We start from the raw sequence: 25602 nt of genomic DNA on the forward strand, positions 1-25602 counted from the left end.
ATCACAAAGTCACTCAATACCTGCTCTATAAAGCGACGCGGCAAAAGTCTTCTATGGCTGGTGCTTTTATGCACTAATCACAGCCTCGCGAAAGGCTGCGCGAGGAATCGGGGAGTCAAAGCTGCAAGCCGATGGCAGAAATCCCATAAAAGGCTGAGTCCCGAGGGCAATCCTGTCACCTTCCTGCATGGTTTAGCTCGGATGTCTGGAACTTCTCCGGCAAGAGGATCATTCCAGCTATCCATCTGCCCAATCCTGGGGCAAATACCTTGTTAAAGAGGTTTCGCAGGGGCGCGAACAAGACGGCTTAGCCGTCAGAAATATGCCTCATCCTTCTGCCATTAGCGAACATCCTTTGGAATGGTCTTCTGTGCAAGCCTGCCCAGCTTCCACACCTGACTTACCACAAGGCAATCTTGATCATGAATTAAAAGAGTTTCTGAAAAGGTTTGCCGAGTGTATGAGCAATGGGCAACCATTGCCGGTCAGTGACTATAAACCATTCATCAAGTACTTCGGGAAGTTGCCGCCTAATGCTGACCCTGATCAGCTTGATTCTGAAGATTACCTCCTGAAAATTAAAGAAGATCCTTGTTATATAGAGCAGGTACCCCAGGAAAAGTTAACACCAGATTTGTGTGTGCAGGCATGCACGAGACTTAATTATGGGAATTTGCAGTATGTTCCTGAAAGGATTAAGACCGATGAATTCTATCGGGCTCTGGCACTTGAAGAATGTAATGCGCTTAACTGGAGAACCTGAAAAAAGATTGGGTGCCATTGTGGGTCAAGCCGACTGAAGACAAAGCTCCTGGGAATGCAGACATTGTTAACCAGGGAGCTCACTGGTGTAACAACAATATTGATGAGGTGGTTGTAGCAGATCTGTTTATTAAACAGCAATCACAGCCGTCACCGGCACTGACTCTCGACTTGTGGGGAACTAAAGAGCCTTCAGCTTCAAAAGATAAGAGACCAGAGACATATTCTTCTGTCTCTGCCGTAAGCAGTGGAGTCAGGGAAAATCAGGCGAGTCTTCTCGAACAGGAGATAATGCAGGAAGGTATTCAGAAAATCCTTGAAAGTAGTGTCGAAGTTTCACCAAACTCTCAGGATGAAGTCGTTGCAGAGATAGTTCGGACAGAACTTAAAGAGCAACATTTGGAGTCTCTTTATGATTATTTCCTGAAGCACCTGTACCCTTTGTACAGCAACCCCATCGCATCTGATGAAATATCCCAATATCTTGGGTTGCACAAGAGCCAGGTTAAAGAATGGCTGATTCGTGCAGTAGAGGGCGGCGTTTTAGTCAGGAAAACACGACCTGTTCGTTATCAATGGAATAAACCGGTGTAGCTTGTTCCGATGATTCTGAGTTGCGGTACAAATGACCTGTAAACGTCAGTTCTTTATTACCACAGCTTAGTTATCATTCTGCAAATTCGCTGTCATGAGAAGTTGCTTTTGAGCTGAATGTTTGTTGATTTATGAAACCTGTATAGGACCCTGACTCGCTTTCTGCAAGCTACTTTTCGTAAATCAACTTGAGATCAGCAGTTATTGAGACACACCGTACCCTCACAGTAGGAAATTTACACGACTGTGAGGGTATGGATCAGGATAGGCAAAGTTGCCAAATTATTACGATTTGTCGAAATTATTATAAGTTGTCAAAACTTTTGTGGTTCTCCAAGAAAAAGGATCACCTCATAGTGACGAATTCTTCCGCAGAGGTCGGATGGATAGCCACTGTATTATCAAAGTCTGCTTTGGTTGCACCCATTTTCAGTGCCACTGCAAAACCCTGCAGCATTTCGTCGGAGCCATGACCGATGGTGTGAATGCCAACAATTTTCTCTTCTTTACCCAGGGTAACCAGCTTCATGCGGCTTGGCTGACGGTGACTGGTCAGCGCACTATACATGGCGGTAAAGCCGCTGGTGTAAACCTTAACGTTTTCCTCACCATGACGTTCAATGGCTTCGCTTTCGCTCAGACCCACGGTGCCAATCGTAGGGTGACTGAAGACGACAGTCGCAATATTGTCGTAGTTCAGGTGTTCTTCGGGTTTGTTGTTGAAGAGTCTTTCTGACAGACGACGTCCGGCTGCCACTGCAACCGGTGTCAGTTCGATCTTGCCAATGTTGTCACCTACCGCATAAATACCAGGCACATTGGTGTTCTGGAACTTGTCGACAGGAATGTAGCCACGCTCATCGGTTTCGACACCCGCTGCTTCCAGATTGATGGAGTGGGTGTGTGGCTTACGACCTGCAGCCCAGATAACCGTATCAACTGTCAGGCTGTTGCCATTTTCAAGATGGATGGTCAGGCTGCCATCACTTTCTTTGGTGATCTCCTTGGGTACAGAATGTGTGTGCAGGGTCGGGCCTTCCGCTTCCATGATCTCAACCAGAGTATCGGACAGCATGTCGTCGAAGTTGCGCAAGGGTTTGTGCTTGCGAACCAGAAGGTGGGTTTCACTGCCCAGGGCATGGAGGACCCCCGCCAGTTCGACGGCAATGTACCCAGCCCCCAGCACTGCAACACGCTCAGGACGTTCTGTCAGTTCAAAGAAGCCGTCAGAGTCAATGCCGTATTCAGCGCCTGGAATGGATGGGACAGCAGGCTCACCACCGGTGGCGATGGTAATGTGATCAGCCGTGTATTGAACACCGTTCACTTCAACGGTTTTGGCATCCACAAAACGACCGTAACCTTTTATGACGGTTACTTTGTTGTTACCCAGTACCCGGTCATAGGACTGATGAATACGACTGATGTAGGCCTCACGGCTTTCAACCAGCTTGCTCCAGCTAAAGTTTTTCAGGATTTCTTCACGGTTCAGATCAAAACCGTAATCCGGACCATAGTGGATGGCATCGGAAATCTGTCCTGCAAACCACATGGCTTTTTTGGGAACACAGCCAACGTTTACACAGGTGCCGCCGAGGTATTTGGCTTCAATAAGACCAACTTTTTTGCCGTACATGGCAGCCCGATTAGCAGTACCTATGCCGCCGCTACCACCACCAATGACCAGGTAGTCAAAATGAGTATCTGTAGTCATGATTATTTCCGATAAATTCCAAGTGCGATTATAAAGACACTATATGGGCAATCTCTCGAATTTAAATCTCTCAGGGTCAAAATCCCCGTTGCCCGGGGTATTCTCAGTTTATGAAATTCTGTAAGCGTTACGTCAATATCTCACTGTTACGGGACTACTTCCCACAGGTAACACATTCAGGCTGGATAAAAATACCTATTGGGGTAGGGTCTCGCGTCGGATTGTACGTATGCCAAGGGGTGTGGCCAGTTTCCAAAAAATTGGCACGTCGATTGTATACATAGGGTCGAAAGCAAGAAAAACTGCCGAAAATAAAAACAATAATGAGGCAGATGAATCGACTGACAAAAACAATAATAAAAGTCGATGACCGTACAAGCGGATTGGTTTATAGGGTGTTTTTTTGTGGTGTAGCAACCAACAGGGAAACCGGAGCTGAGAAGAATTGCAGAAGCAACGCGAGCATCCGGACATACATGGAAGGATAATAAAGCCATTATCCACACAGCCTGTAAACCAATCCGCTTATTTTTATGTTCAATTACCTTCCGTTAAAACTCTCTATTCCTTCATCTCCTTGTTTCTGACTGACGACTGTCAACGCTCGTTTAACGTTCTGAATTTATGTTGCCGAACAGTGGTTCTGATGAGTCAGGCTTACAGGAGGCTGAATTGCTGAACTGTGCAGCAGGGATGGGTGAGTTTGAGGAGGTGGGAGGAGCGTAGCCTTGGGGCTACGCTCTGTTGTGGTCAGTGATCAATCAGGCAGTCCGGACCTGCTGCTCACCGATGTGGTGGAAGTCGATGTTCTCATCGCTTTCACCGGCTTCAAGATCGTTATAAACCTTCAGATCCATCTCGCCTTCGCTCTTGGCAACGATACAGGTTACAACACTGTCGCCTGTTATATTGACAGCGGTACGTACCATATCCAGCAGGCGATCTACACCCATGATCAGGGCAATACCTTCCAGAGGCAGGCCTACCTGCTGTAGAACCATCGCCAACATAACCAGACCCACTCCGGGTACACCCGCAGTACCGACAGAAGCCAGAGTGGCTGTAACAATCACCATCAGATAGTCACCCATGCTCAGATCTACACCAAAGGCCTGGGCGATAAAGACCGTCGCAGCACCCTGCATGATGGCGGTACCGTCCATGTTGATGGTACTGCCCAGGGGGATGGTGAAAGAGGCCACCTTATTGCTAACACCCATACGACGAGTTACGCCTTCCATAGTGACCGGGATAGTGGCGTTACTGGAGGCTGTGGTAAAGGCAAACATGAAGGCATCCTGCATTTTCTTCAGGAAGATGCGCGGACTCAGACCTGTAGTGATTTTTAACAGACCGCAGTATGTGATGAACAGCTGCAGAGCCAGAGCCCCCAGAACGACCAGGAAATACTGAATCAGGTTACCGATAGCACCCAGGTCAATTGAGTAGAACAGCTTGGCCAGCAGCCCCATCACACCGTAAGGTGCCAGGTTCATGATCAAAGTAGTCAGCTTCATCATGACTTCGTTCAGAGCCACAAAAATCTTGACGATAGGCTCAGCAGGTTTACCCGCAGCAGCAATGGCAATACCGAACAGCAAGGCAAATACGATGATTTGCAGTGTGTTACCGGAGGCCATGGCTTCGATAGGGTTAGCCGGGAACATGCCGATGATGACTTCAGACAGCGAAGGTGCGGTGGAGGCGGCATAAGAAGAAGCGCTTTCCAGGTTGGCACCTTCACCCGGGCTGACAAGCAGAGCCAGACCCATAGCCAGACTGATGGCAATACAGGTCGTAAGCAGGTAAAAAGCGACTGTTTTTCCGCCCAGACGACCCAATACTGTTACGTCTTTGAGGGAGCAGGTGCCGCATACGATGGAGGTGAATACCAGAGGTACTACTATCATTTTCAGAGCGGTCAGAAATATTTGACCTATGACGTTGAATACGCCATTTACCAGGTAATGCTCAATAAAAGTATTACCTGTAAACTGACGCATTATCAGGCCAATAGTCAGGCCTGCCACCATGCCGATCAGCACTTTGGTTGTGAGTGAAAGTCGAATCCACTGCTTCATATTTATTTCCTATGTTACCAAACACGTATCTCTCATTGTTCGCTTGTCTTTGTGTTGCGAGAGAGAATTATGCCGGAGGCATGTCAGATCAGACTTTCTTGGAGGTCTTATTGCTGAGTAACCCAAGCGATTTCTTTGAACGCTTATGGAATTAAACTGACCCGCCGGTTTTTTCGGCAGGGTTGTACCGATCAAAAAATTGAACCGGAGTCCCCGATTTCTCTTACAGCTTAAGTTTGTTTGGTACGAAGCAGGTTTGATATAGATCAATAAAGGGATAAATAGTGATAATAACCCGCTATTTATGACACTATTTCTCGATTTATATTGAATATCTGGTGGATATAACTACTTCTTGGCGGCTTTTTTTAAAATGTTATTCAGTCTGGTCTGATTGGGCCTTGAAATGAGCGCCCAAGCTTTCAGGGGTTCATGATAGCGATAAAAAAGGCAGAGTAATGGGATAAAGAGAGACCAATTACACGTCTTGCGACGTGCAATTGGAGAGTGATGCTGTTATCAGAAGGGCAATCTGGCAGAAGTGCAAGCTAGCAGAAGGACATGCGAATGCGACGATACTCGGGGCTCCAGCGTTTTGTTCTGATCTTTTGTTCCAGATCAGTCAACTCAGTGATCGGGGCCAGACCGTCCTTCTGGGCCTGAAGAGCAACAGCGAGAGCAATATCGTTGGTGACATGCTGAATGCGATTCAACAAAGGCAGAAGAGGTGCTTCTCTGCTCACCAGAGCAGGAGAAGCGAGTGCCAGTGTTTCTACAGCAACGTCGAGCATCTTGTCAGTAATGCGACAGGCGCCGGAAGCCAGCACACCCAGACCCAGACCGGGGAAAATATAGATATTGTTGCACTGGGCAATCGGGTAAGCGCGGTCATCGAGCTGAACCGGCTCAAACGGGCTGCCAGTAGCAATCAGAGCCTTGCCGTTAGTCCATTTGATAATGTTTTCGGGCAGAGCTTCTACCTGACTGATCGGGTTCGAGAGTGGGAAGATAATGGGCTGCTCATGGTTGATCGACATGTTCTCAATAATGTCCTGAGTGAACAGGCCGGTTTGACCGGAAACACCAATGATGGCGTCTGGCTTGGCAATGCGAACGACATCCGCCAGAGACACTGCGCCCTCGGCTGACCAGCCTTCAATATCGGCAAAACGCTGAGTCAGCTTCTGCTGGAATGGACGGAGGCCTTTCATCTGGTCGTGCACCAGGCCGTCACGATCAACCATGTAGATGCGCTTGCGAGCTTCCTCGTCAGACAGTCCGCGGCCCACCATCAGACGGATAATTTGTTCAGCGATCCCACAGCCTGCAGAGCCTCCACCCAGGAAAGCAACGCTCAGATCTTCAATGGATTTGCCAGCAGCCTTGGCTGCAGCCATCAGGGTAGCAGCAGTAACAGCGGCCGTGCCCTGAATATCATCGTTAAAGGTGCAGAGCTGATCACGGTACTTTTCTAGCAGAGGCGTAGCGTGGTTGATCGCGAAGTCTTCAAATTGCAGCAGGGCGTTTGGCCAGCGACGTTTAAGTGTCTGGATAAACATATCGACAAATTCGAAATAATCGTCCTCACCGATGCGCTCATGTCGCCATCCCAGGTAATTGGGGTCTTTCAGCAGCTTTTTGTTGTTAGTGCCACAATCCAGAGTAATGGGCATTGTCAGGTTGGGCGTAATGCCACCCACGGCAGAGTAAAGAGATAGTTTACCGATGCAGATACCCATACCACCAATACCCTGGTCGCCCAGACCCAGGATACGCTCACCATCAGTCACTACGATGACTTCAATGTTGCGCTTGAAGTTTGCCAGCATGGCATCAATCTGAGCGCGCTCAGGGAAAGAGATGTAGAGGCCGCGAGGACGACGATAAAGATCGCTGTATCGCTGACAGGCCTGACCTACCACAGGGGTGTAGATGATAGGCAACATTTCCTGAAGATGACGCTGAACCAGAGCGTAGAAAAGCGTTTCGTTGGTATCTTGCAGTGAGCGCAGGTAAATATGTTTGAGAATAGGAGTGGGCTTGATTGCAAAAGATTTATAGGCGCGGCGACACTGCTCTTCCAGTGTTTCTACACGGGGTGGCAACAGACCATGGAGGTCCAGTTCGCTGCGTTCTTCAAAAGTAAAGGCAGTGCCCTTGTTCAGCAAAGGATTTTCAAGAAGCATACGACCTGAAAGGCCAGTATGAATGCTGTTGGAATCTAGGTCGGTCATTATTCAGTTCCAGTGGTGGTTCTGGAGAGTGCATCAGATGTTAAACCCACAATGAAATTAGCTGCACTTCGTGCAATGTGTGGGCTATGACGGACAAACCCCTGGATTCTGGACTTTATACCAGCTTGCAAGGGTGTCTATCACTGTCAATAACGGCCGCTTAGGATAAATCCTGATCTAAATCTTAAATAGACAGGAAAAGCCGAAGCACCCATGCGTGTTTGTTACAGGATTCGCCTCTGTCGATGGCACTAATTGTATTAATCCGGCATGAGCTGATATTTTTAGCCCATGGCGGCTTGAACTCAATCTACTTTTTACAATGTAACTCTTATATGACTGAACTCCATCAGCCCTGTTGTACTGAATTACCAGAAATGTCTTCAGAGCAGTTGGCCAGGCTGGCCTCACTTTTCAGGCTGCTGGGGGATGAAGGGCGCCTCAAACTGGTTATGGCCTGTATTGATGAACCACAACCGGTCTGCTGCCTGTCAGAAATATCAGGTATGTCTCAACCACTGACCAGCCATCACCTCAAAGGGCTCAGAGAAGCCAGAATTCTCAAATCTTCCCGCCGTGGTAAACAGGTATTCTATGAGCTTGATGACCATCATATACGGCATGTTGTGTTGGATCTTGCCAATCATGTTATGGAGCCCTCCGACTGAGAGTCTAGAGTTTTACTGCACTTGGCGAACAGTATCTTTGGATGGCCGCATTCTAAACTTTACCGTTCATCGGACGACTCTAATAAACAGCCGCAAGCTAAGACAATCATCCCCGCATTCATGGCGATGATGTCCAAATTTGATCGCAAAAAGTATCAGCCAGGGAGGCGCAGTGGTGTCCGATTCAGGGAAAAATAAAGATACCCGTCAGAATGCACGACAAGGATTGGGCAGGTTTGATGTACTGGAAACAGAGGAAATCAGAACCTCAGGTCTTGATGGAAAAAGTACCATTCTGCTGAAAGGCTTGGGTGAATACAGTATTGCTATCGACCCGGCCAGAGAAGCTCGAGTCGTGACCAATACTCCGGCATCTGATGATTTTGCGAGTGAACTTCTCGATCTTTTACATCCCGGTATGAACTTTCCTCCCAGACAGGTACTCAAAGGTGCAGTGCTGGAGGGCAGAGATCTTGAAAGGGTCTGTTTTAATCAAACGGACTTGAAGGGCAGTAACTTCAGAAAGGCACAGTTGCGGGGAGCCCGATTTAAAGGCTGTAATTTGTCCGGGGCTGATTTCAGAGGTGCCGATCTGAGGGGTGCCATCTTCGAAGATTCTTCCCTGGAAGGTGCTGATCTGAGGCATTGCCGGCTGGATGAGGCGCGTTTGGTGGATTGCAATCTGTTTGCTGTTAATTTTGACCAAAGTTGTCTGGATAATGCTGTCATTGATAGCTGCAATATGGGGGCTCAAAGTTTTCATAACAGCTCATGCATGGGTTTAAAGATGCACAACAGCCAGATTATTCACGGATTTCTGGATGATGCGAACTTTACCGGCTCCCAGCTCAGGAATATAGAGTTCAGGGATTGCACACTGACAAGTACTCACTTCAATAACGTTTTAATGGAAGACTGTCAGTTCAGAGGCTGTGACAGTTTTCAGGAAGGGCCGGTGTTTTCGGGTGGCAATTTGAACAAGGTGATTATGACCGACTGCGAATTCAATGTTCCCAAGCTGGTCAGGACCCGGATTTCGAACAGTTATTTTACCCGGGTCGATATGGATTCAGCTTTAATGGAAGGCACCCAGTTTAACGAAGTGATTTTTGAGCAGGGTCAGTTCAGGGAGTGTTACAGTTTGGAAGAAAGCCCATCATTTGTCCACTGTCGTTTGGATCATGTTACTATTGATCAGGCAGAGTTCAATCATGCAAGGTTTGATCGCAGCTCTTTTATTGGTGCCATGATTCGGGATTCTGATTTTGGAGCCTGGACCATGAACCACACAGGTCTGGATGGAGAAACTTTAATCGAATGACTGTCGAATCAATCGATTTGAAGGTTGCCGTCACTAATCAGGTTGTTAAGGATTTGTGCGTCGGTACTGCCTCCCCCGTAGCCTGAGAGATCAACACCTTCCAGCTTAATCTTCTGGGTAATATCACCGTCAGCGTCTGGCATCACCTCGATGGTGGTGTCGCCGTTATCAAAGTTCAGGCTCAGGTACTGGTCCAGGGGCGTTGAATTATCCACCAGGACATCACTTAGATCTATAATGTCCCCGCCGGAGCCTGTGTTAAAGTCCTTGATGACATCCTCGGCAGGAGCAGCGGCTGACCCCAGGTCAGAAGAGAGCCAGACGAAGGTGTCGCTGTCATCGCCCCCCGTGAGAATGTCATCGCCTGCTCCGCCTGTGATGATGTCCTCACCCGCACCACCAAAGATCAGGTCGTCCCCGGCACCACCGAGCAGAGTGTCTGCGCCTCCCTCACCTTTGAGAGTGTCAGACTGCGCTGTACCATCAATAATTTCTCCGGAATCAGTACCCACCAGATCAACATCGCCAATCTTTAACACCACTTCAGAGTCATCAATACTCGCCCCGTGATGACCACTCAGGTTTTCCTGGTCTTTAGCGCCGTGTTCAAAATAAACATAGCGGACACCGGCACCATAATTACTGAAGGTATTAGCAGCCTTCTGCCAGTTGTCAGTTGCGGTTAATGTTCCAGTGTCGTAGGAGGTAATGACGTTATTGCTAGCGTCCCGCAGTTCAACTTTCAGGTAATAATCATCGTTGGCACCGTTATCTTTAAACCAGTCGCTGACACTGATGTCAGGAGCAGAATCCAGATATTGTTCGGTAAAGCCTTTGGCCAGAAGGTCAACTGTTTGTGACTTCTTAGCCCAGGCATTGGATGTAACCCAGCTCTGACCGTCGCCGTCATGACTGCTGTTGTTTGAACCCCAGCCATCTCCACCGTTGGCAATAATATTCCAGCCAGAGGTGCCATTCTCGGCACTGCCATTAGTCAGAAGGTTTTGAGAGTAAGTGCCTCTCACATTAAGGCTGAATGTCTGTGGATCACTGGAAAGGCTGCCGTCACTCAACGTAAAACCAAAGCTGGTGCCAAGATCCGGATCAGTGGCTGGCGCGGTATAGGTCAGATTGCCAAGGTCTGCTGCGGTAATAACCTGATTGGCTGTCACGGCAGCACCATTCAATGTTAGAGCGCCGGAAGCCGGCAGAGAGGTGATGGTAATGGATTGCAGGGTGTCACCGGCATCACCATCGGTGAAGCTGAAATCTTCGGTACTGAATGTGTAACTGTCCGTCTGTTTTAATAAAAGGCTGTTGTCTGATGATACCGGCTTGTCGTCTACCGAGTTGACCCTGATGGACAGGGTTTCACTGACAGACGAACTCTCACCGTTACTTTCTGTCGTGGTGGCAGTGATCGTCAGGTTCATGGTGTCCGTGCTGTTTGGCGGCGGTGTTATCTGCAGATTAGCGAAGTCCCAGCCGGAAATATCGACAGCGGTTCCATCTGCTGTTATCGAGTGGCTGCCATCAGTGAGCACTGCTCCGGCAGGTACGCCATCGGCAGAAACGGTTAGCGTTTCAGAACCATCGGTGTCGACCAGGGTAATGCCGAGATCGGGCAGATTGAAAGCGGTATCCTCATCCGTAGCATGCACTTTGGTGATCCTGACATCGTCCAGACGGAAGAAGCTCATGTCCTGGTCGAATCGGAGTTCTGTGCTGGAATTACCCGTAGCGTGTAACAGGATGGTTTTGGTTGATGTCTGGGTGTGTAAACCAGGGCCTTCTACGTAGTGTCCAACATTATGTCCATTCCATTTTACCCAGATATTTGTGTTTCTAGAGTTGTCTACATGATGATGCAGAGTAAAGGTTAATTCGTAGAACTGAATTGAACTGTCACTGGTATCAATGATTCTGTAGGCATCAGTATTATGCCAGTTGTACAGTTGATTGTTCTGAACCAGTGCGCTGTTGATACCCCAAGGGTTGTAGCGTTGCCAACCATCGGCGTTGTTGCCATCAAAGTTACTATTCAATACTTCAGCGCTGAGATCATTCATGGTGACGCTGTCCGCCACCGCTGCCACATCAAATGTCCGGGTATACTCGCCAGAATAGCTATTACCATCGTGTACTTTAAATCCAATAGATGTGTAGTTATCACCGGCTTCGTTACTGTCTGGCTCAAATACCAGATGACCTGCTTCAATATCCGCTTTGCTGATGACCTGATCTTGCGTCACAGCAACACCATTCAGCTTCAGGGTTCCCTCATCAGGTAAGGTTGATACCTTGATCTGGGTAATGGCAGCCGCTTCCTGATCGCTGTAACTCAGATCGGTCAGAGTGAGGGTATAGCTGGTATCCTCATTGGTAGACAGCGTGCTGCTGTTGACATAAACCGTATAGTCGCGAGTACTGCTGAGCTGGCCATCGCTTACCTGCACCCTGATGGTATGAGATGCGTTGCTGTCATGATTCAACAGTGTGCTGTCAGCCACTGAAATTTCACCGGTTGAACTGTTAATGGTGAAACGGCCACCGGCATCGTTGGTCAATGAGTAAGTCAGCTGATTACTGGCACTATCAACATCCGTTGCCGCTACTGAGCCCAAGACAGTGCTGTTGGGAGTTTGTTCGATGACGTAAAAGGCATCAGTAACGAGATTTTCTACGGAATCAGCTTGATAGACGGCTTTGACCTGGTGAGCGCTCAGGTCAGAATTGAAAATAGCAAGATCGCCTATTGAACCGTCCAGATCGCCATCATTCCAGTGACTTTTACCGATATAGTTGCCTGATCTGACAATCTCCGGAGGCGCAGCCCCGTTGAGATTCTCCCCGGCCAGCTCACCGTTTTTATAGACCCGCATTACCCCGTTATCATCAACAGTAGCGGTCACGTGAACCCACTCACCTGCGGTAAAGAAGTTGTTGATATGGAGCTGACCGTCTGCGGGGTAGCCTGCCCCGTCATAGATTTCAAACGCCAGTGTATTACTGGTGCCGACATGGGCAAGGAGAATATTGTTGTTGGCAGAACCATCAGCGAAGTCCACTATCCTCGACCAGTTCTGGCTCAGGCTGTCGTATTTTACCCAGGCAGAAATGGTCATGGCGCCACCCACTTCAAGCCCGGAGATTTCGCCACTGCCGGAAGTACCATCCATTTCAAAGGCCTGACTGCCGTTACGTCCACTGCTCAATGTGGCACTGCCACTGAGGGTCAGGTCGTTACCGTTACCTGATTGGTCCTTGTTATCTGAGAAACTGTAGGCTGCTTCAATTCCGTCGATGAGAGGACTACCCGATAATTCAGGGGCATCGTTGACAGCTGTAACATCGATTGACCAGAAAACATCCGTTGTATCGGAACCATCCGAAACGGAGATTTTGACAGACAGGCTGCCAACATCAGGATCGTCAGGTGTTCCGCTGAAGGTTCGGGTTGCGGCATCGAAAGTCAGCCAGGCAGGCAGAGGATTGCCATTGGCCAGGCTGGCACTGTAAGTCAGTATGTCGCCATCATCATCGGAAAAGGCATTGGCCGGTATGGTGTAACTGAAAGCAGATGCTTCCGCCACAGTCTGATTATTAAGGCTTCCAACCAGTTCCGGAGCATCATTTGTATCGCTGAGCTGTATGGCGTAGTTCTGTTGTGATGTTAGTTGACCGTCACTGACCTGAACGGTAATGGCGTGGCTGCTGGATGTTTCATAATCCAGCAGACTGCCGTCGGCAACAGTAATCTGTCCGGTAGCGCTATTGATAGCAAATCGGCCACCTGCATCATCAGTCAGACTGTAAACCAGGTTGTCACCTTCTACGTCGGTTGCTGTGACAGAGCCTACTACGGTTCCATTTGAGCTGTTTTCAACGGAAGAGAAAGGATCAAGGTTTTTACCCGTAACAGTATCCAGGAATCCGGAGACAGCACTACCACTGTTCACGGCTATATCACTGATGCCATAGCCAGTATCGCTGTTGGACGTCGCTACGGATGTCGCTGTACCGGCTGTTTCAAAGTAGGTGGCTTGCTGTGCGCTACTGAGGCTGTTCCAGGTGGCCAGATCGGTGTATTTGGCTTCAATGGTTTTGAAGTTGAGAGTACCATCCTGATTCTCTGAGATCTGGACTTTGACCCCTTTGCCGTGACTTCCGTCTGTTTTGGTCAACCAGACAGAGTCACCCAGCTCGAAGCCATTCGGCAAATTAAGAGAATCAGCAGACTTGTTGGTAATGGACGCTCCACCCCAGACAAAATCTATTTTTTCGACTTCGGCTACAGGTGCAATGGGTGCATCATTAACCGCCGCAACATTAATCTTGAATTGGTCTGAAACACTGAGGACCCCGTCACTGGCAGTCACTTTAACGATGATTTGTCCAAGATCCGGATCATCGGGTGTTCCGGAAAAAGTGCCACTGGCTGGATCGAATGACAGCCAAACGGGTAACGGACTGCCATCACTCAGTGTGGCGGAATAAGTCAGGTTGTCACCGTCTATGTCGGCAAAAGCGTTTGAAGGGACCTGGTAGCTGAATGCCTGTTCTTCGGTTGCAGACTGATCGGCCATACTCGCATCAATAGCCGGACCGTCATTGGTGCCGTTAATGGTAATAACGATATTGTGGGTGGTGCCGTCCAGAGACCGAACCGTCACAGTCTCGGTCAGGGTGTCACCATCGCCCAGGGCCTGAATGTCGGCATGGCTGTTACTGGCCGAATAGCTCCAGCTACCACTGGCATTAATGTTCAGTGAACCGTAGGTGCCGGTGATGGTCTCTGCAGTGAAACTGGCTTCACCACTGTCCCCATCGGTGACACTCAGGCTGCCTGAGGTGGTCAGGGTGTTGCCGTCGTCCTCAGTGACGCTGCCGCTGTCATCGCCAGTGATTACTGCCGCATCGTTGGTGCCAGTGATGGTGATTGTCACCTGTTGATCGACCGTGCCGCCCTCGCCATCGTCGACGGTGACGGTGTAGGTCTGAGTCAGGGTTTCACCCGCCTTCAGGTAATCAGTGTCGGCATCGGCAACACTGAAGGTCCAGTCGATGCGGCCACTGCCGTCGCCCTGGGTATCATCCGCTACGGTAGCTGTCAGGCTGCCCAGATAACCATTAGCCCCGGCGCTGACGCTGACAGTTTGCTGGTCTGAAAGATCGACATCGGCAATGGTGAAGGAGCCAGTGTCGGTCAGGCTATTGCTGTTCTCACCGGCGCCGCCATCGACGATCTCAGTGACTGCCCCGGCAACATCGGTGGCACTGCTGATAGTCGGTGCGTCGTTGGTACCAGTAATGGTGATCGTTACCTGCTGATCGACCGTGCCGCCCTCGCCATCGTCGACGGTGACGGTGTAGGTCTGGGTCAGGGTTTCTCCCGCCTTCAGGTAATCAATGTCGGCATCGGCAACACTGAAGGTCCAGTCGATGCGACCACTGCCGTCGCCCTGGGTATCATCCGCTACGGTAGCCGTCAGACTGCCCAGATAACCATTAGCTCCGGCACTGACACTGACGTTCTGCTGGTCTGAAAGATCCACATCAGCGATGGTGAAAGAACCTGTATCGGTCAGAGTGTTGCTGTTCTCGCCTGCCCCGCCGTCGACAATCTCGGTGGCGGCACCGGCAACATCGGTGGCACTGCTGATGGTGGGGGCATCGTTTGTGCCGGCGACAGTAATAGCTACATTGTGGTTGTCACCGCCTGCTGTAGTGACTGTGAAGGTTTCACTTAAGGTATCGCCGTCACCCAGTCCCTGGATTGCCAGAAGTGTGTTATTAGCCGTATAAGTCCATTGTCCGCTGGCATTAATGACAAGATCACCATAAATTCCGGTTAGGGTTTCAGCTTGAAACAGGGCTTCACCCTGGTCAGCATCAGTGATGGTGAGAAAGCCTGAGGTTGTCAGGGTGCTGGCATGATTGTCTTCAGTGACGGTTGCCGTATCAAGACCTGTTATCTGTGCGTTGTCGTTTGTACCGGTGATGACCAAAGTGGCTGTTTGGGAAACTGAGCCACCATTGCCGTCCTCGATGTCATAGCTGAAGACAATGGTTTCAGTCACTCCGTCGGGAAGATAGTCGTAGGCGCCGGGGTCAACGGTAAGGGTGTTGCCATTGATGGTGATGCCAGAGTCATCACCGGATGACAGGGTGATCTGGGTCACGGAGAGATTATCACCAGTGTCAACATCTGCAGCAGTCTCAAGCAGGTCTATGTTGAATGAAGCCGAGTCTTCAACAAAATTTTTCGCAATGGCAGAGCTGACTGTTGGGTCATCATTGATCGGTGTAATGCTGAAGTCGAAAGTCGCTGAAGATGAGAAGAGGTGACCATCACTGACTTGAAATTCGAATGAGGCGTACAGGTTGCCATGTGCGTTTTGAGCTGGCTCAAATTTCAATCGGCCTGCTAAAAGTTCGTTCCTTGTCACTTCTTTGGCTGCACTGACAGCCGATCCGTTAAAGAGCAGCTCACCTGCCAGGGGCAGCTGTGTGATTTTGATACTTTGCAGTGTCATTCCGGCATCCGGGTCAGAGAAGGCGAAGTCGGATGTGCTGAAGATATAAGGTGTATCTTCGTCGGAAGTCACCAGTGTACCTGCCGTAACAGGAGCATCATTGACGGCAGTTATCGTGATGGTACTGGTGGCTACATGGCTGCTGTCATGGCCGTCATTAACGCTGAAGTTGATGGTGCGATCAGCAGTAATGGGTGAGTCAGAACTGTTTGAGTAGGTCACCGTTCTCAGTGCTGCCTGATACTGCGCGACCGTTTTGGTTCCAGAGAGCGTCATGGTACCGGTTGATGAGTCCCAGCTTCCGGAAATCCCGTTGTGATCGATGAAAGCCAGACTGTCTTCAGCTGAACTGAAATTGCTGCTGATCGTGATTGTGGCGCTCTCTATTGTGGCAGAGTCAATATCTGTCAGAGTGATATGACTGTCTATTACTTGATCGCCGTCGTTTTCAGTGTAAGCAAGAGTGCCACCTGCAGTGACAACTGGCGCATCGTTAGTACCATGAATAGTGGCAGTGACAATATGCTGTGTACCATCTGCAGTCTGTACCGTGAAACTGTCTGTTATTGAGTTTCCGTCGTCCAATGTCTGAATGGCGCTCTGACTGTTATCAGCACTGTAAGTCCAGCTGCCATCAGCGTTAATGGCTAATTGTCCATGGCTTCCTGAAAGTATTTCAGCCTGAAAAACAGCTTCGTTGGCATCAACATCCGTAACGGTTAGGTTGCCGCTGGTGGTTAAAGTGGCGTTATCGTCTTCCGTGACGGTGCCGGTATCAACTCCGGCAACCACTGCTGCGTCATTGACAGAAATGACGTCAAGAGTCGCTGATGCTGTGGCTTCATCGCCTGAGGTTCCATCAAAAACAGTGAAGTTAAAAGTAACATCGTCAGCGAAGTAATGGGCAGTGGGTGTGTAGCTCCAGGTGCCGTCATGATTGTTCGCCAGACTGCCTGTGGCATGGTCTGCCAGGGTGACGGATTGAATACTAAGGCTATCCCCATCAATATCACTGGCTGAAGCCAGAAGATCAGCAGCAGTGATGACAAAAGAGGTATCTTCCGGAGTTGATCCCAGATCAAGATTCCCCGCAACGGGAGCATCGTCTACCGGATTGACAGTGATCGTGAAAGTCTGGATATCAGAAGACAGGGCACCGTCGTTCACTCGGAAATTAAAGTGGGTGTAGTTGTCTGCACTTTGATTGGCTACAGGAAGGAACGTCAGTAAGCCCGCCGAAATGTCAGCCTGACTGATGGCGTCGCCAACAGATACCAGACTGCCGTTGAGTTCCAGTGAGCCACTGGCTGGAATAGTCTCAATGACGATCGCTTTCAGCGTGTCACCGTCGTCCTGGTCAGTGTAGGGAAAGTCATTCAGGGTGAAACGATAGAGGCTGTCTTCATCGATAGTGGTCGAACTGTCTGTGGCCACAGGTGCTTCGTTGATGTCATTGACTTCAAGGGTAAAATTCTCTGAATAGGCGGCACCATCAACATCGGTGGTTGTTACCTTAACATCAACGGAGTCATCGGTTTCGTGGTCAAGGGCTATGCCTTCTTTCAGCTTGAGATCGCCGTCTACCACTTCAAAGCGATGGTCATCGACGGTGTAGGTGTGAGTATCAGAAAGGTCTTTGTCTGTGGTAGACAAAGTACCCACAACCGCACCATCCTGATTTTCATCAATGCGGGTACCGGAGAGTTCAATATCTTCCGGATTATCATTGATGCCCTCAATGGTAATGGACGCACTCTGACCGACAACACCACCCTGCCCATCCTCTATTTCATAGCTGTACTTGATGGTTTCAGATTCGCCTCCAGCGAGATGCTCATAAGAAGACGCATCCACATCAAGACTATTACCATCGTCGGCGATAGTAATACCTGAAGGATCCCCCGCTGTTATCCTGAGAGAGACGGCATTGAGGTTGTCTGATGAATCCAGATCGAACGCACCTGCCAAGAGGTCAACGTTAAAGTCATCGCTGTTCTTATCGAAAGTCTGAATGACGGCTTCCCTGATCTGTGGCTGATCATTGTCGCCAGAGAGTGTAATAGTGACAGACTCTAAAACGGACTCGCCCTGGGAATTCGTGACCAGGTATTCGTAGGTCAGGGTTTCTGTTTCGCCAGCAGCCAAATATTTATAGGCTTCGGGGTCAATACTGAGACTGTTACCATCCAGGCCAATACTGACACCGGCCTCGTTGCCCTCAGTCAGGCGTAATTGAGTCACCGAGAGGGTGTCTGAAGGGTCCTTGTCAAAAGCCTGAGAGAGCAGATCGATGGTCGTTTCTTCATCACTCTGGACAATCTCGGCCAATACCGGCTTTGCAGTTTCCGAGGTATCCTTGATACTTTCGTTGTTGTCACCTGTGATGGTGATATCGACAGAAGCCTTTGAACTGGCACCGCTGCTGTCTATGGCTTCAAAGATAAAAGTAACAACCGTTTGCTCACCTGCTGCAAGGTAATCGAAGTCACTCCCGGGCAGGAATCGAAAGCTGCCATCGTCATTGAGTATCAACTGTCCAGAGTCAGGAGTTGTGACCAGACCGAACTTTAGAGCTTCTCCGGTGTTGGCGTCGTAGGCCTGAAGCTTGCCTTCAAGCTCTGTCGCGCTCTCACTGCTTCCCATAATCATGTTTTGAGCGGTGGGCGCGTAATTGACAGGAGAGGAGCTGGCTAATTCTTCATTGTTCTTTTCGGCTGCAAGCAGTGGTTGAATGGATTCAGACGGTTGTCTAATTTCTTCTGATGATTCCGATAGCGGCTCAATCTCTCTTTGTTCTTCTAATTCTGTGGCATCTCTCTCCAGAACAACGACTTCACCGGATAAGCCATAGCTTGCTGTCGGGCCGGGGTCTTGAGAGGACCTGTCAGGTTCTTCTGATGAAGAGGGTTTAGACACTTCAACAGGGGCAATTGCGGCAGAATCTGCCCTTTCTGCAATAGCATCCAGTATCTCTTCCGCTTCTGATGAGTCATCAGGATCAGATGATGCAGGCAGAAGCATACTCTGCTGCATAATCAGCTGAGACTGCCCCTCCAGCTCAATGACTTCGCTATTAACAAGAAGAATAGAGACAGGGCTGCCGGACTCAGAGACTACCTTGTCATTGAGATAGAGGGGATCCCCTTCCTGAAGAATACGTTTGCTGCCATCAGGGGCGATGGCGAATACATCACCATCGGTTTTCTGAACGTGGCCGATGACAGGCATGGAACCATCAGAGTTGGGAGGCATATTCCTTTCCTGAAGCGTCTATCGCTCAGTCAGAGCATTCTGTCTGGCCCTGAGAATTGGTTTCATCAAATATTCCATCAGGGTTTTCTCTCCGGTGATAATATCGATGTTAGCCTTCATACCCGGGATGATTTCCAGTGGCTTTTCAGGGTTGCCAAGCTGATTTTCATGGGTTCTGACGCGAACGATGTAGAAACTTTCTCCTTTATCATCCTTTATCGTGTCAGCGCTTATATGCTCTACCAAGCCTTCAAGTCCACCATAGACGGCAAAGTCGTAGGCGGTCAGCTTAACGACAGACTTCATGCCTTCCCTGAGAAAACCTATATCTTTTGGAGCGATCTGGGCTTCAACCAGCAGGGATTCCTCTACCGGGACAATTTCCATGACATCCATTCCGGGCTGTATAACTCCGCCTACGGTTTTAACATTGATCCTTTTAACAATGCCTTCGACCGGCGAGCGAAGCAGTGTCCTGACTACCTGATCTTCCAGACTGGTTTGTGTTTCAGACATCTGGTCCAGTTTGACTTCAACGTCTTTCAGCTCCTGAACCACTTCTTCCCGGAATTTGACAGTCAGTTCTCGCTTACGTGCCAGGGCCTCCTGATAGGCTGCATTCAGCTTGGGAATGGAGAGTTCTGTCATCTTCTTCTCAGAGGCCAGATCGTTGACTCTCTGCCTGAGCTGAATCATTTCTACGTGAGAAATAACGCCTTGATCAGCCAGAGGTTCGGTCAATTCCAGCTCCTCTTCTCCCAGCTCCAGACTGGTGGTTAAAAACTCCAGTTGTGACTCGGAAGCGGTCAGTTCGTGCTTGGCCTGAGAAGCTTGTTTGTTGACAATATCAAGCTCGGCTTTAAGACCGGCATCTCGTCTCTGGTAAATCTGTCTCTCTCGATCCACATAATCCTGGTAATGACTTAATTCGGGAGGAAATTTCAGTGGCTTGCCGGACAGTTCAGCACTGAGTCTGGCGGCTTTGGCCAGCTCACTGTAATACTCAACGGCACCTTCCCTGAAGGTGGACTTGAAGCGGGTGTCGTCCAGTTGCAGCAGCGGCTGCCCTTCCTTGACCAGCTCACCCTCCTGGACAAAAAGCTCTTCCAGTATGCCGCCTTCAAAGTTTTGAATGACCTGCAGATGAGAAGAGGGAACGACCTCTCCCATGCCCCGGGTGATTTCATCCAGTGGTGCCAGACTGGCCCAGGTGATGGCAGAGCCAATAGCCAGCAGCATGGTGTAAATAAGCAGCCTGCCGCCTCTTGGGGCTTTCATTAACATGGCAGCGCTGGTATCAGACATGTACTCCAGATCTTCTGCACTGACATTGTCTTCCAGTGAAGAAGTATTCTTCAGGTTTTCATCTTCTTCACTCTGCCTGTTCCGTTCTTCCAGCTCTTCGAGCACGGCTTCTTCGGTCAGAACTTCATGATCATCAGAACTCACTTCATACTCTGCCTCCCGGGACGGAGTTGTTGATTGAGTATTCGAAGTCTCATGAGGCTGATCTTCTGGTATTTCAGAAGTGTTTTTATCGTCCTTGTACTCGCTCATTGCACGATCCTGTTCAATCCATTCAAGGTCATTGGCAGCTCATTGCTGGCTGCAGGGTTACTCGATTTTGAGTTTGCCTTGCTTAAGGGCTGCGTGAACCTGATCCTTGGGTCCGTCCGCAACAATCTTTCCGTTATCCACCAGGATCAGGCGATCAACCAGCTCCAGCATGGAAGCCTTATGAGTGACCAGAACAATGGTTTTATCCTTGCATTGCTTTTTTAGTTGTTCTTTGACTCGCAATTCGGTGGTGTTATCCATGGAGCTGGACGGTTCATCAAGAACCAGGATTGGTGGGTCCATCAACAGAGCTCTGGCTAATGCGATACTCTGTCGCTGCCCGCCTGAGAGATTTTGTCCTCTTTCGCCCACGATCATATCCATGCCGTTTGGATGTTTGTTGGCGAATTCGGTAACACCGGATATTTCAGCCGCTTTCAGCAGAGCAGCGTCGTCAACGAAGCTGGCGCCGAGGGTGATGTTTTCCTTGATACTGCCATAGAACAGGGTGATGTCCTGAGAGACACAACCAATGCTGCTACGAAGGTCTGAAGGGTTGATCTGCCTCAGGTCAATACCATCGACCCGGATGGCGCCTTCATTGGGCTCATAAAGGCCAAGAATCAGCTTCTCTATCGTGGTTTTGCCAGAACCGATGCGACCGATAATAGCTACTTTTTCACCGGGCTTGATGTGCAGATTGATGTTTCTGAGGGCCTGGATCTCCTGACCCGGGTATGTGAAATCAACACCATCAAATTCAATGCTTCCGGCCAGCTCAGGACGATTGACATAGTCACGGTCTGCCGGACGTTCTACCGGCATGTCCATGATATCGTTAAGTCCATCCAGGGCTGATTTAGCCTGATTGTAACGAGTGGCAAGGCCTGCTACCTGAGCCATGGGGGCGAGGCATCGGCCTGACAACATAACGGTTGCAATCAGGCCACCCATACTGAGGTCACCCTCAGAAATCAGGAAAACACCGTAGCACACCAGCGCAATGTTACACATCTGTTGAACATAAGCGCTGACAGTGGATGCGGAAGAGCTCAATAACTTGGTTTTGATACTCCAAGTGGCTATGTGGCCGACCGCTTTTTCCCACTTGTACTGAATCTCGCTCTCTGCCTGGGCAATTTTCAGGGCTTCCATGCCTGAAAGGCTTTCAATCAAGGTAGCGTTTTTCTGGGAGTTGGAGCGCAGGGTTTTCTCAACGGAACGCTTGAGAGGAGCTTGAATAGCAAAACTGTAAATGGCAATCAGGGCCATACAGAGCAGGGGAATGTAAGCCAGTGGTCCACCCAGAATTAAAATCACCATCAATATGATCAGGGTGAAAGGGAGATCCACCAGGGCAATCACTGTTGATGAGGTGATAAACTCCCGAATGCTCTCAAATTCCTGAAGGCTCTTGGCAAAGGAGCCGACCGAAACCGGTTTGGCCGACATGCTCAAACCCAATACTCTCTCCATAACCCGGGATGAGAGCAATATGTCCGATTTTTTCCCGGCCAGGTCAATAAAATAACTTCGAATCATTTTCAGTACGAAGTCGAAGCTGAAGATAATAATGGCACCCACTGCCAGCACCCAGAGAGTATCAAAAGCCTGGTTAGGTACCACTCTGTCGTAAACATTCATGACAAACAGCGGGCTGGCCACCACAAAAATATTGATCAGTAGGGAAGCCAGCAGGACATCACGATAAATTCTCCAGGAGCCAAGAATCGTCCCCCAAAACCAATGTCGGGAGCGAATATTCAGCGTGGTGGGAGTACGCTTGTCATATCGGTGCTTTTCGCGAACATAGATGGTGTAGCCGGTATAGTACTCTTCCAGATCCGGGAGGTCGATGTTCCTGACACCTTCTCCGGCTTCAGGAATAATCACTCGGGCATTACCTTCTTCATGATCAATATCAATCAGAATGCAGGCTTTACGTTCCTTCAGAAAAAGAACAGCAGGCGTGACCAAAGGAGAGATATCTTTCAATGCTCTTTTGTGAGTTTTCGACGCAAGGCCCGCTCTTTGGGCTGCTCGGGAAAACAGCTCTGCGGTCAGTTTGCCATTTTCCAGAGGTAGTCCGGCACGAAGAGAGTCGTGAGAAAAGGGCTTTCCATAATGCTTGGTTAGAATACTGAGGCATTCCAGTAAAGGATCAAACTCCTTTTGGCCGCTCTCGGGTATGCCCCACTCTTCGTTTGCATCTTCTGCAGCTGCACTGTAATTCATAGTTCATTGCCAATGAAATAAAAAATAAATAACAGAGGTACTGCTTATATCTGTTAAAAGGTTTCTGAATTAATACTAGCGTAGTTTATTGGTCTTAAATGATTAATAAGAAAGTAATTAAAGAGTGTCTTATATCTGACGTTTAATTGTTGTTAATGACATAAAATACTAAATATGATGCTTTTTCGGCATGGAGGCGAGTTGTGAGTCTTGAAGAAATTAAATCTTTTGCTGCAAGTCATTTAAGCCTTTCCGGTTTTAAAAATGATTGTAAAAAATTATATGGGAAAATTTTTGGAAAACTGGTTCACGTTCTTGAAGCGTTAACGACGGCTTTGGATAAAGTCAGAAAATCCTCAAGGACCGGATTGTCATTTAATAAGTCTATTTATAAACGCAAAACCAATCCCCGGAGTTTGGGGGGCAAGCCTCAATACCTCAGCCTTGAAGGAAATGAGCAGAAAGCAAGATGGTTGATGGTTGACTTTCTGGAAAAACTGGTTGAAACAGGTGCTGGGATCGAAGACCTTTCCTCCGATAAGGCTAAAGCATTGACAAGTGAGTTATTGGAGATCCTTCTTGAGCTGGACGCTACTGTTTTTAAAGCAATTTCCATTGCTAAAGGTCGTAAAGTCGGATCAGATGCTATGGGCCGGGCAATGGGCGCTCTTTTTAACGAGGTTGAAGGTTCAATAGTTGGTAACGAAAAATTAAAAGCGCAATTAGGTGAAAAAGGCTTTTTATATCAATTTGTTCGTGCCTGTGCACAGCTGAATGTTATTGAGGTGGATGTGAAATCAGACGATGATGAACTATTCAAGGCTCCTGCAATCAATTGTATGAGCATAAAAGCTTGCAACTTTCTGCATAATACTTTGCTGCTTTACTACGAGATGACGGGCATCGATCTTCATGATGAAAAAGAATCATTACAAAAACAAGTTGATAAAGTGTCTGTCGACGATAAAGATCTTTGGGGCATGAGTGAGGTCATTTTTAACAGACTTCGTTTGGAAGATTGAGTCGGTTTCGATGGGTGCGGTGTTACCTTAAAAAAACCGAGTTCGTAACGCCTCAGTTTTTTTTCAATGGGATTCAGAGATTTTAGCGATGAATTCTTATCGAACACCTCTTCCTGAATTCTTTTAATACCAATGTGTCGTACATCTCTGCCTTTCACGAGATAGATAACGTATTCCGCCAGGTTGCGGGCATGATCGCCAATCCGTTCCAGTGATCTTAATACCCACATAATATTCAGAACCCAGGTACTGTTAGAGCTTAAAAAATTGTCATATAAACTGATTGAGCTACTCTTAACTGCCATTCTTTAATATTTGATGAATGTTAAATAGGGAATTGACAATGGAAAAAAACGTCAGATTGATTATTTTATGCCTTCTCTGCTTGCTATCATCTTATTCAAATTCAAAAGATTTACGCTTTACTTGGAAGCTGGAACATAACGGTAATTCACTACTAAGTGGTACAACTGTAACCTCCACCAGAACCATTCATAGCGATTCGCACACAGCAGGCGATCATTCACCGGTGTTAGATGATTACAACCAATCCTGTAATGTTTGTACAGTGGATGAATATGTCATTTATGACATCATCTCTTCCACTCTGATGGTTATTGATCAGAACAACCTTGGTCATATTATGCCGCCACCTTTTGATACTTTATTGGGGAATGTGCAAACTGGCAGTTATTCTATTCAACATAGCTTTCATACTCAATACACACTGAGAAGTCAAACGGCATCAGCAGCACATGTGGCTGCTAAAGCATTCTGTTGCGCGTTCTGTTTTCCTATATATTTGAAGATCTGGACAAAAAATGCGCCTACTAGATCATACGATGAGTTGGACAGAATCAGAGTAATGAGAGCAGTAATACCAAAAGATTTGCCGGAAGATGTCTCTATCCAAAAATGCTCTTTATCTCATAAGGCTGTTAGCAGTGATAACCAAATATTTTCATCGCCAAACACACTGGTTACAGACAGCAAGACTAAAATATTTGACCTTTTCCTGGATACTCCAGAAACACAAAAATGGATAATAGAGCATCTAAACCCATCGACCAACAAGAGGTTAGAATTGATAATACCTCAGATATCCCGTACAGCTGTACCGGCTGTAATTCTTGTACGAGAGCAAAACACCGCAAATAACAGACGAAACAGACGAAGCCGGAAACCATCACATTTTATAACAGTAAATTTAACGAATGGAATCAAAATAGAATACCACTTTAATCGAGTATCCGACAATGGCATTCCGGTATTGGCGATTGTGATTAGCGCTCATGGTTATACGCTGACACTTGCGGTTGATAATTACGATGTTATCGCTAACCAACCCCCTCCACATTATGAAGAAATAGATGTTGTAGCTAACCAACCCCCTCCACAATATTCAGAGTTAGCAGAATCCTGTCATTGTAACGGCGCATGTAATTGTGCTGGTTCAAGGGAAAATGATACCGAAGATTCAGATGATCAGATTCATATTAGTATTCTGAATCAAGATCTTTTTTTCTCAAACAGCCAATAATGAGCCTGTAAATAAGTATCTGCCGACGATAAAGATCTTCGGTTCATTACTGACCTCATTTACGAGAGATTTCGTTTGCAAGATTG

At 48.3% G+C, this 25602-nt stretch carries 12 protein-coding genes and 1 pseudogene; 6 read left to right on the forward strand and 7 right to left on the reverse strand.

The window, feature by feature from the left end; genetic code table 11:
• The first annotated feature begins 322 nt into the window (after positions 1-322).
• On the forward strand, positions 323-763 hold the full coding sequence (locus tag ACOMHB_RS24625) for a hypothetical protein (protein ID WP_448218726.1): 441 nt from the start codon (positions 323-325) through the stop codon (positions 761-763).
• An 11-nt stretch (positions 764-774) separates the two neighbouring features.
• Entirely contained in the window at positions 775-1356 is a 582-nt protein-coding gene (locus ACOMHB_RS24630; RefSeq protein WP_448218727.1) for a homeobox domain-containing protein, read from the forward strand.
• Between the two features lie 346 nt (positions 1357-1702).
• Here ACOMHB_RS24630 and gorA read toward each other — a convergent pair whose 3' ends face one another.
• From gorA to ACOMHB_RS24645, 3 genes are all read right to left on the reverse strand, one after another.
• On the reverse strand, positions 1703-3070 hold the full coding sequence (gene gorA / locus ACOMHB_RS24635; protein WP_448218728.1) for a glutathione-disulfide reductase: 1368 nt from the start codon (positions 3068-3070) through the stop codon (positions 1703-1705).
• Positions 3071-3831: 761 nt separating this feature from the next.
• Positions 3832-5151 carry a dicarboxylate/amino acid:cation symporter gene (locus tag ACOMHB_RS24640; RefSeq protein WP_448218729.1) on the reverse strand — a complete coding sequence of 440 codons (1320 nt, stop codon included), beginning with the start codon at positions 5149-5151 and terminating at the stop codon, positions 3832-3834.
• 548 nt (positions 5152-5699) lie between these two features.
• Positions 5700-7385 carry an NAD-dependent malic enzyme gene (locus ACOMHB_RS24645; RefSeq protein WP_448218730.1) on the reverse strand — a complete coding sequence of 562 codons (1686 nt, stop codon included), beginning with the start codon at positions 7383-7385 and terminating at the stop codon, positions 5700-5702.
• A 245-nt stretch (positions 7386-7630) separates the two neighbouring features.
• Here ACOMHB_RS24645 and ACOMHB_RS24650 point away from each other — a divergent pair, with 245 nt between their 5' ends.
• Positions 7631-8053, forward strand: coding sequence for an ArsR/SmtB family transcription factor (locus ACOMHB_RS24650; RefSeq protein ID WP_448218731.1), 423 nt, complete (start codon positions 7631-7633; stop codon positions 8051-8053).
• A 139-nt stretch (positions 8054-8192) separates the two neighbouring features.
• Positions 8193-9374: a pentapeptide repeat-containing protein gene (locus tag ACOMHB_RS24655; protein WP_448218732.1), complete on the forward strand. Its 1182-nt coding sequence runs from the start codon at positions 8193-8195 to the stop codon at positions 9372-9374.
• Positions 9375-9382: 8 nt separating this feature from the next.
• On the opposite strand, the gene ACOMHB_RS24660 is transcribed toward ACOMHB_RS24655, so the two are convergent.
• The 3 genes from ACOMHB_RS24660 to ACOMHB_RS24670 are packed head-to-tail and all read right to left on the reverse strand — an operon-like array spanning position 9383 to position 22954.
• On the reverse strand, positions 9383-19162 hold the full coding sequence (locus ACOMHB_RS24660; protein ID WP_448218733.1) for a VCBS domain-containing protein: 9780 nt from the start codon (positions 19160-19162) through the stop codon (positions 9383-9385).
• An 18-nt stretch (positions 19163-19180) separates the two neighbouring features.
• On the reverse strand, positions 19181-20719 hold the full coding sequence (locus ACOMHB_RS24665; RefSeq protein WP_448218734.1) for an HlyD family type I secretion periplasmic adaptor subunit: 1539 nt from the start codon (positions 20717-20719) through the stop codon (positions 19181-19183).
• A gap of 57 nt (positions 20720-20776) precedes the next feature.
• A complete protein-coding gene (locus ACOMHB_RS24670; protein WP_448218735.1) occupies positions 20777-22954 on the reverse strand; it encodes a type I secretion system permease/ATPase in 2178 nt (725 codons plus the stop codon).
• A 203-nt stretch (positions 22955-23157) separates the two neighbouring features.
• On the opposite strand from ACOMHB_RS24670, the gene ACOMHB_RS24675 reads away from it, so the two are divergent.
• Positions 23158-23976: a hypothetical protein gene (locus ACOMHB_RS24675; protein WP_448218736.1), complete on the forward strand. Its 819-nt coding sequence runs from the start codon at positions 23158-23160 to the stop codon at positions 23974-23976.
• A gap of 95 nt (positions 23977-24071) precedes the next feature.
• On the opposite strand, the pseudogene ACOMHB_RS24680 reads toward ACOMHB_RS24675, so the two are convergent.
• Positions 24072-24224: pseudogene (locus tag ACOMHB_RS24680) on the reverse strand (PhoU domain-containing protein); the annotation flags it as partial.
• A gap of 95 nt (positions 24225-24319) precedes the next feature.
• Here ACOMHB_RS24680 and ACOMHB_RS24685 point away from each other — a divergent pair.
• Positions 24320-25516: a hypothetical protein gene (locus ACOMHB_RS24685; protein ID WP_448218737.1), complete on the forward strand. Its 1197-nt coding sequence runs from the start codon at positions 24320-24322 to the stop codon at positions 25514-25516.
• Positions 25517-25602: the final 86 nt, after the last annotated feature.

It is taken from the genome of Endozoicomonas sp. 2B-B (assembly GCF_053470045.1).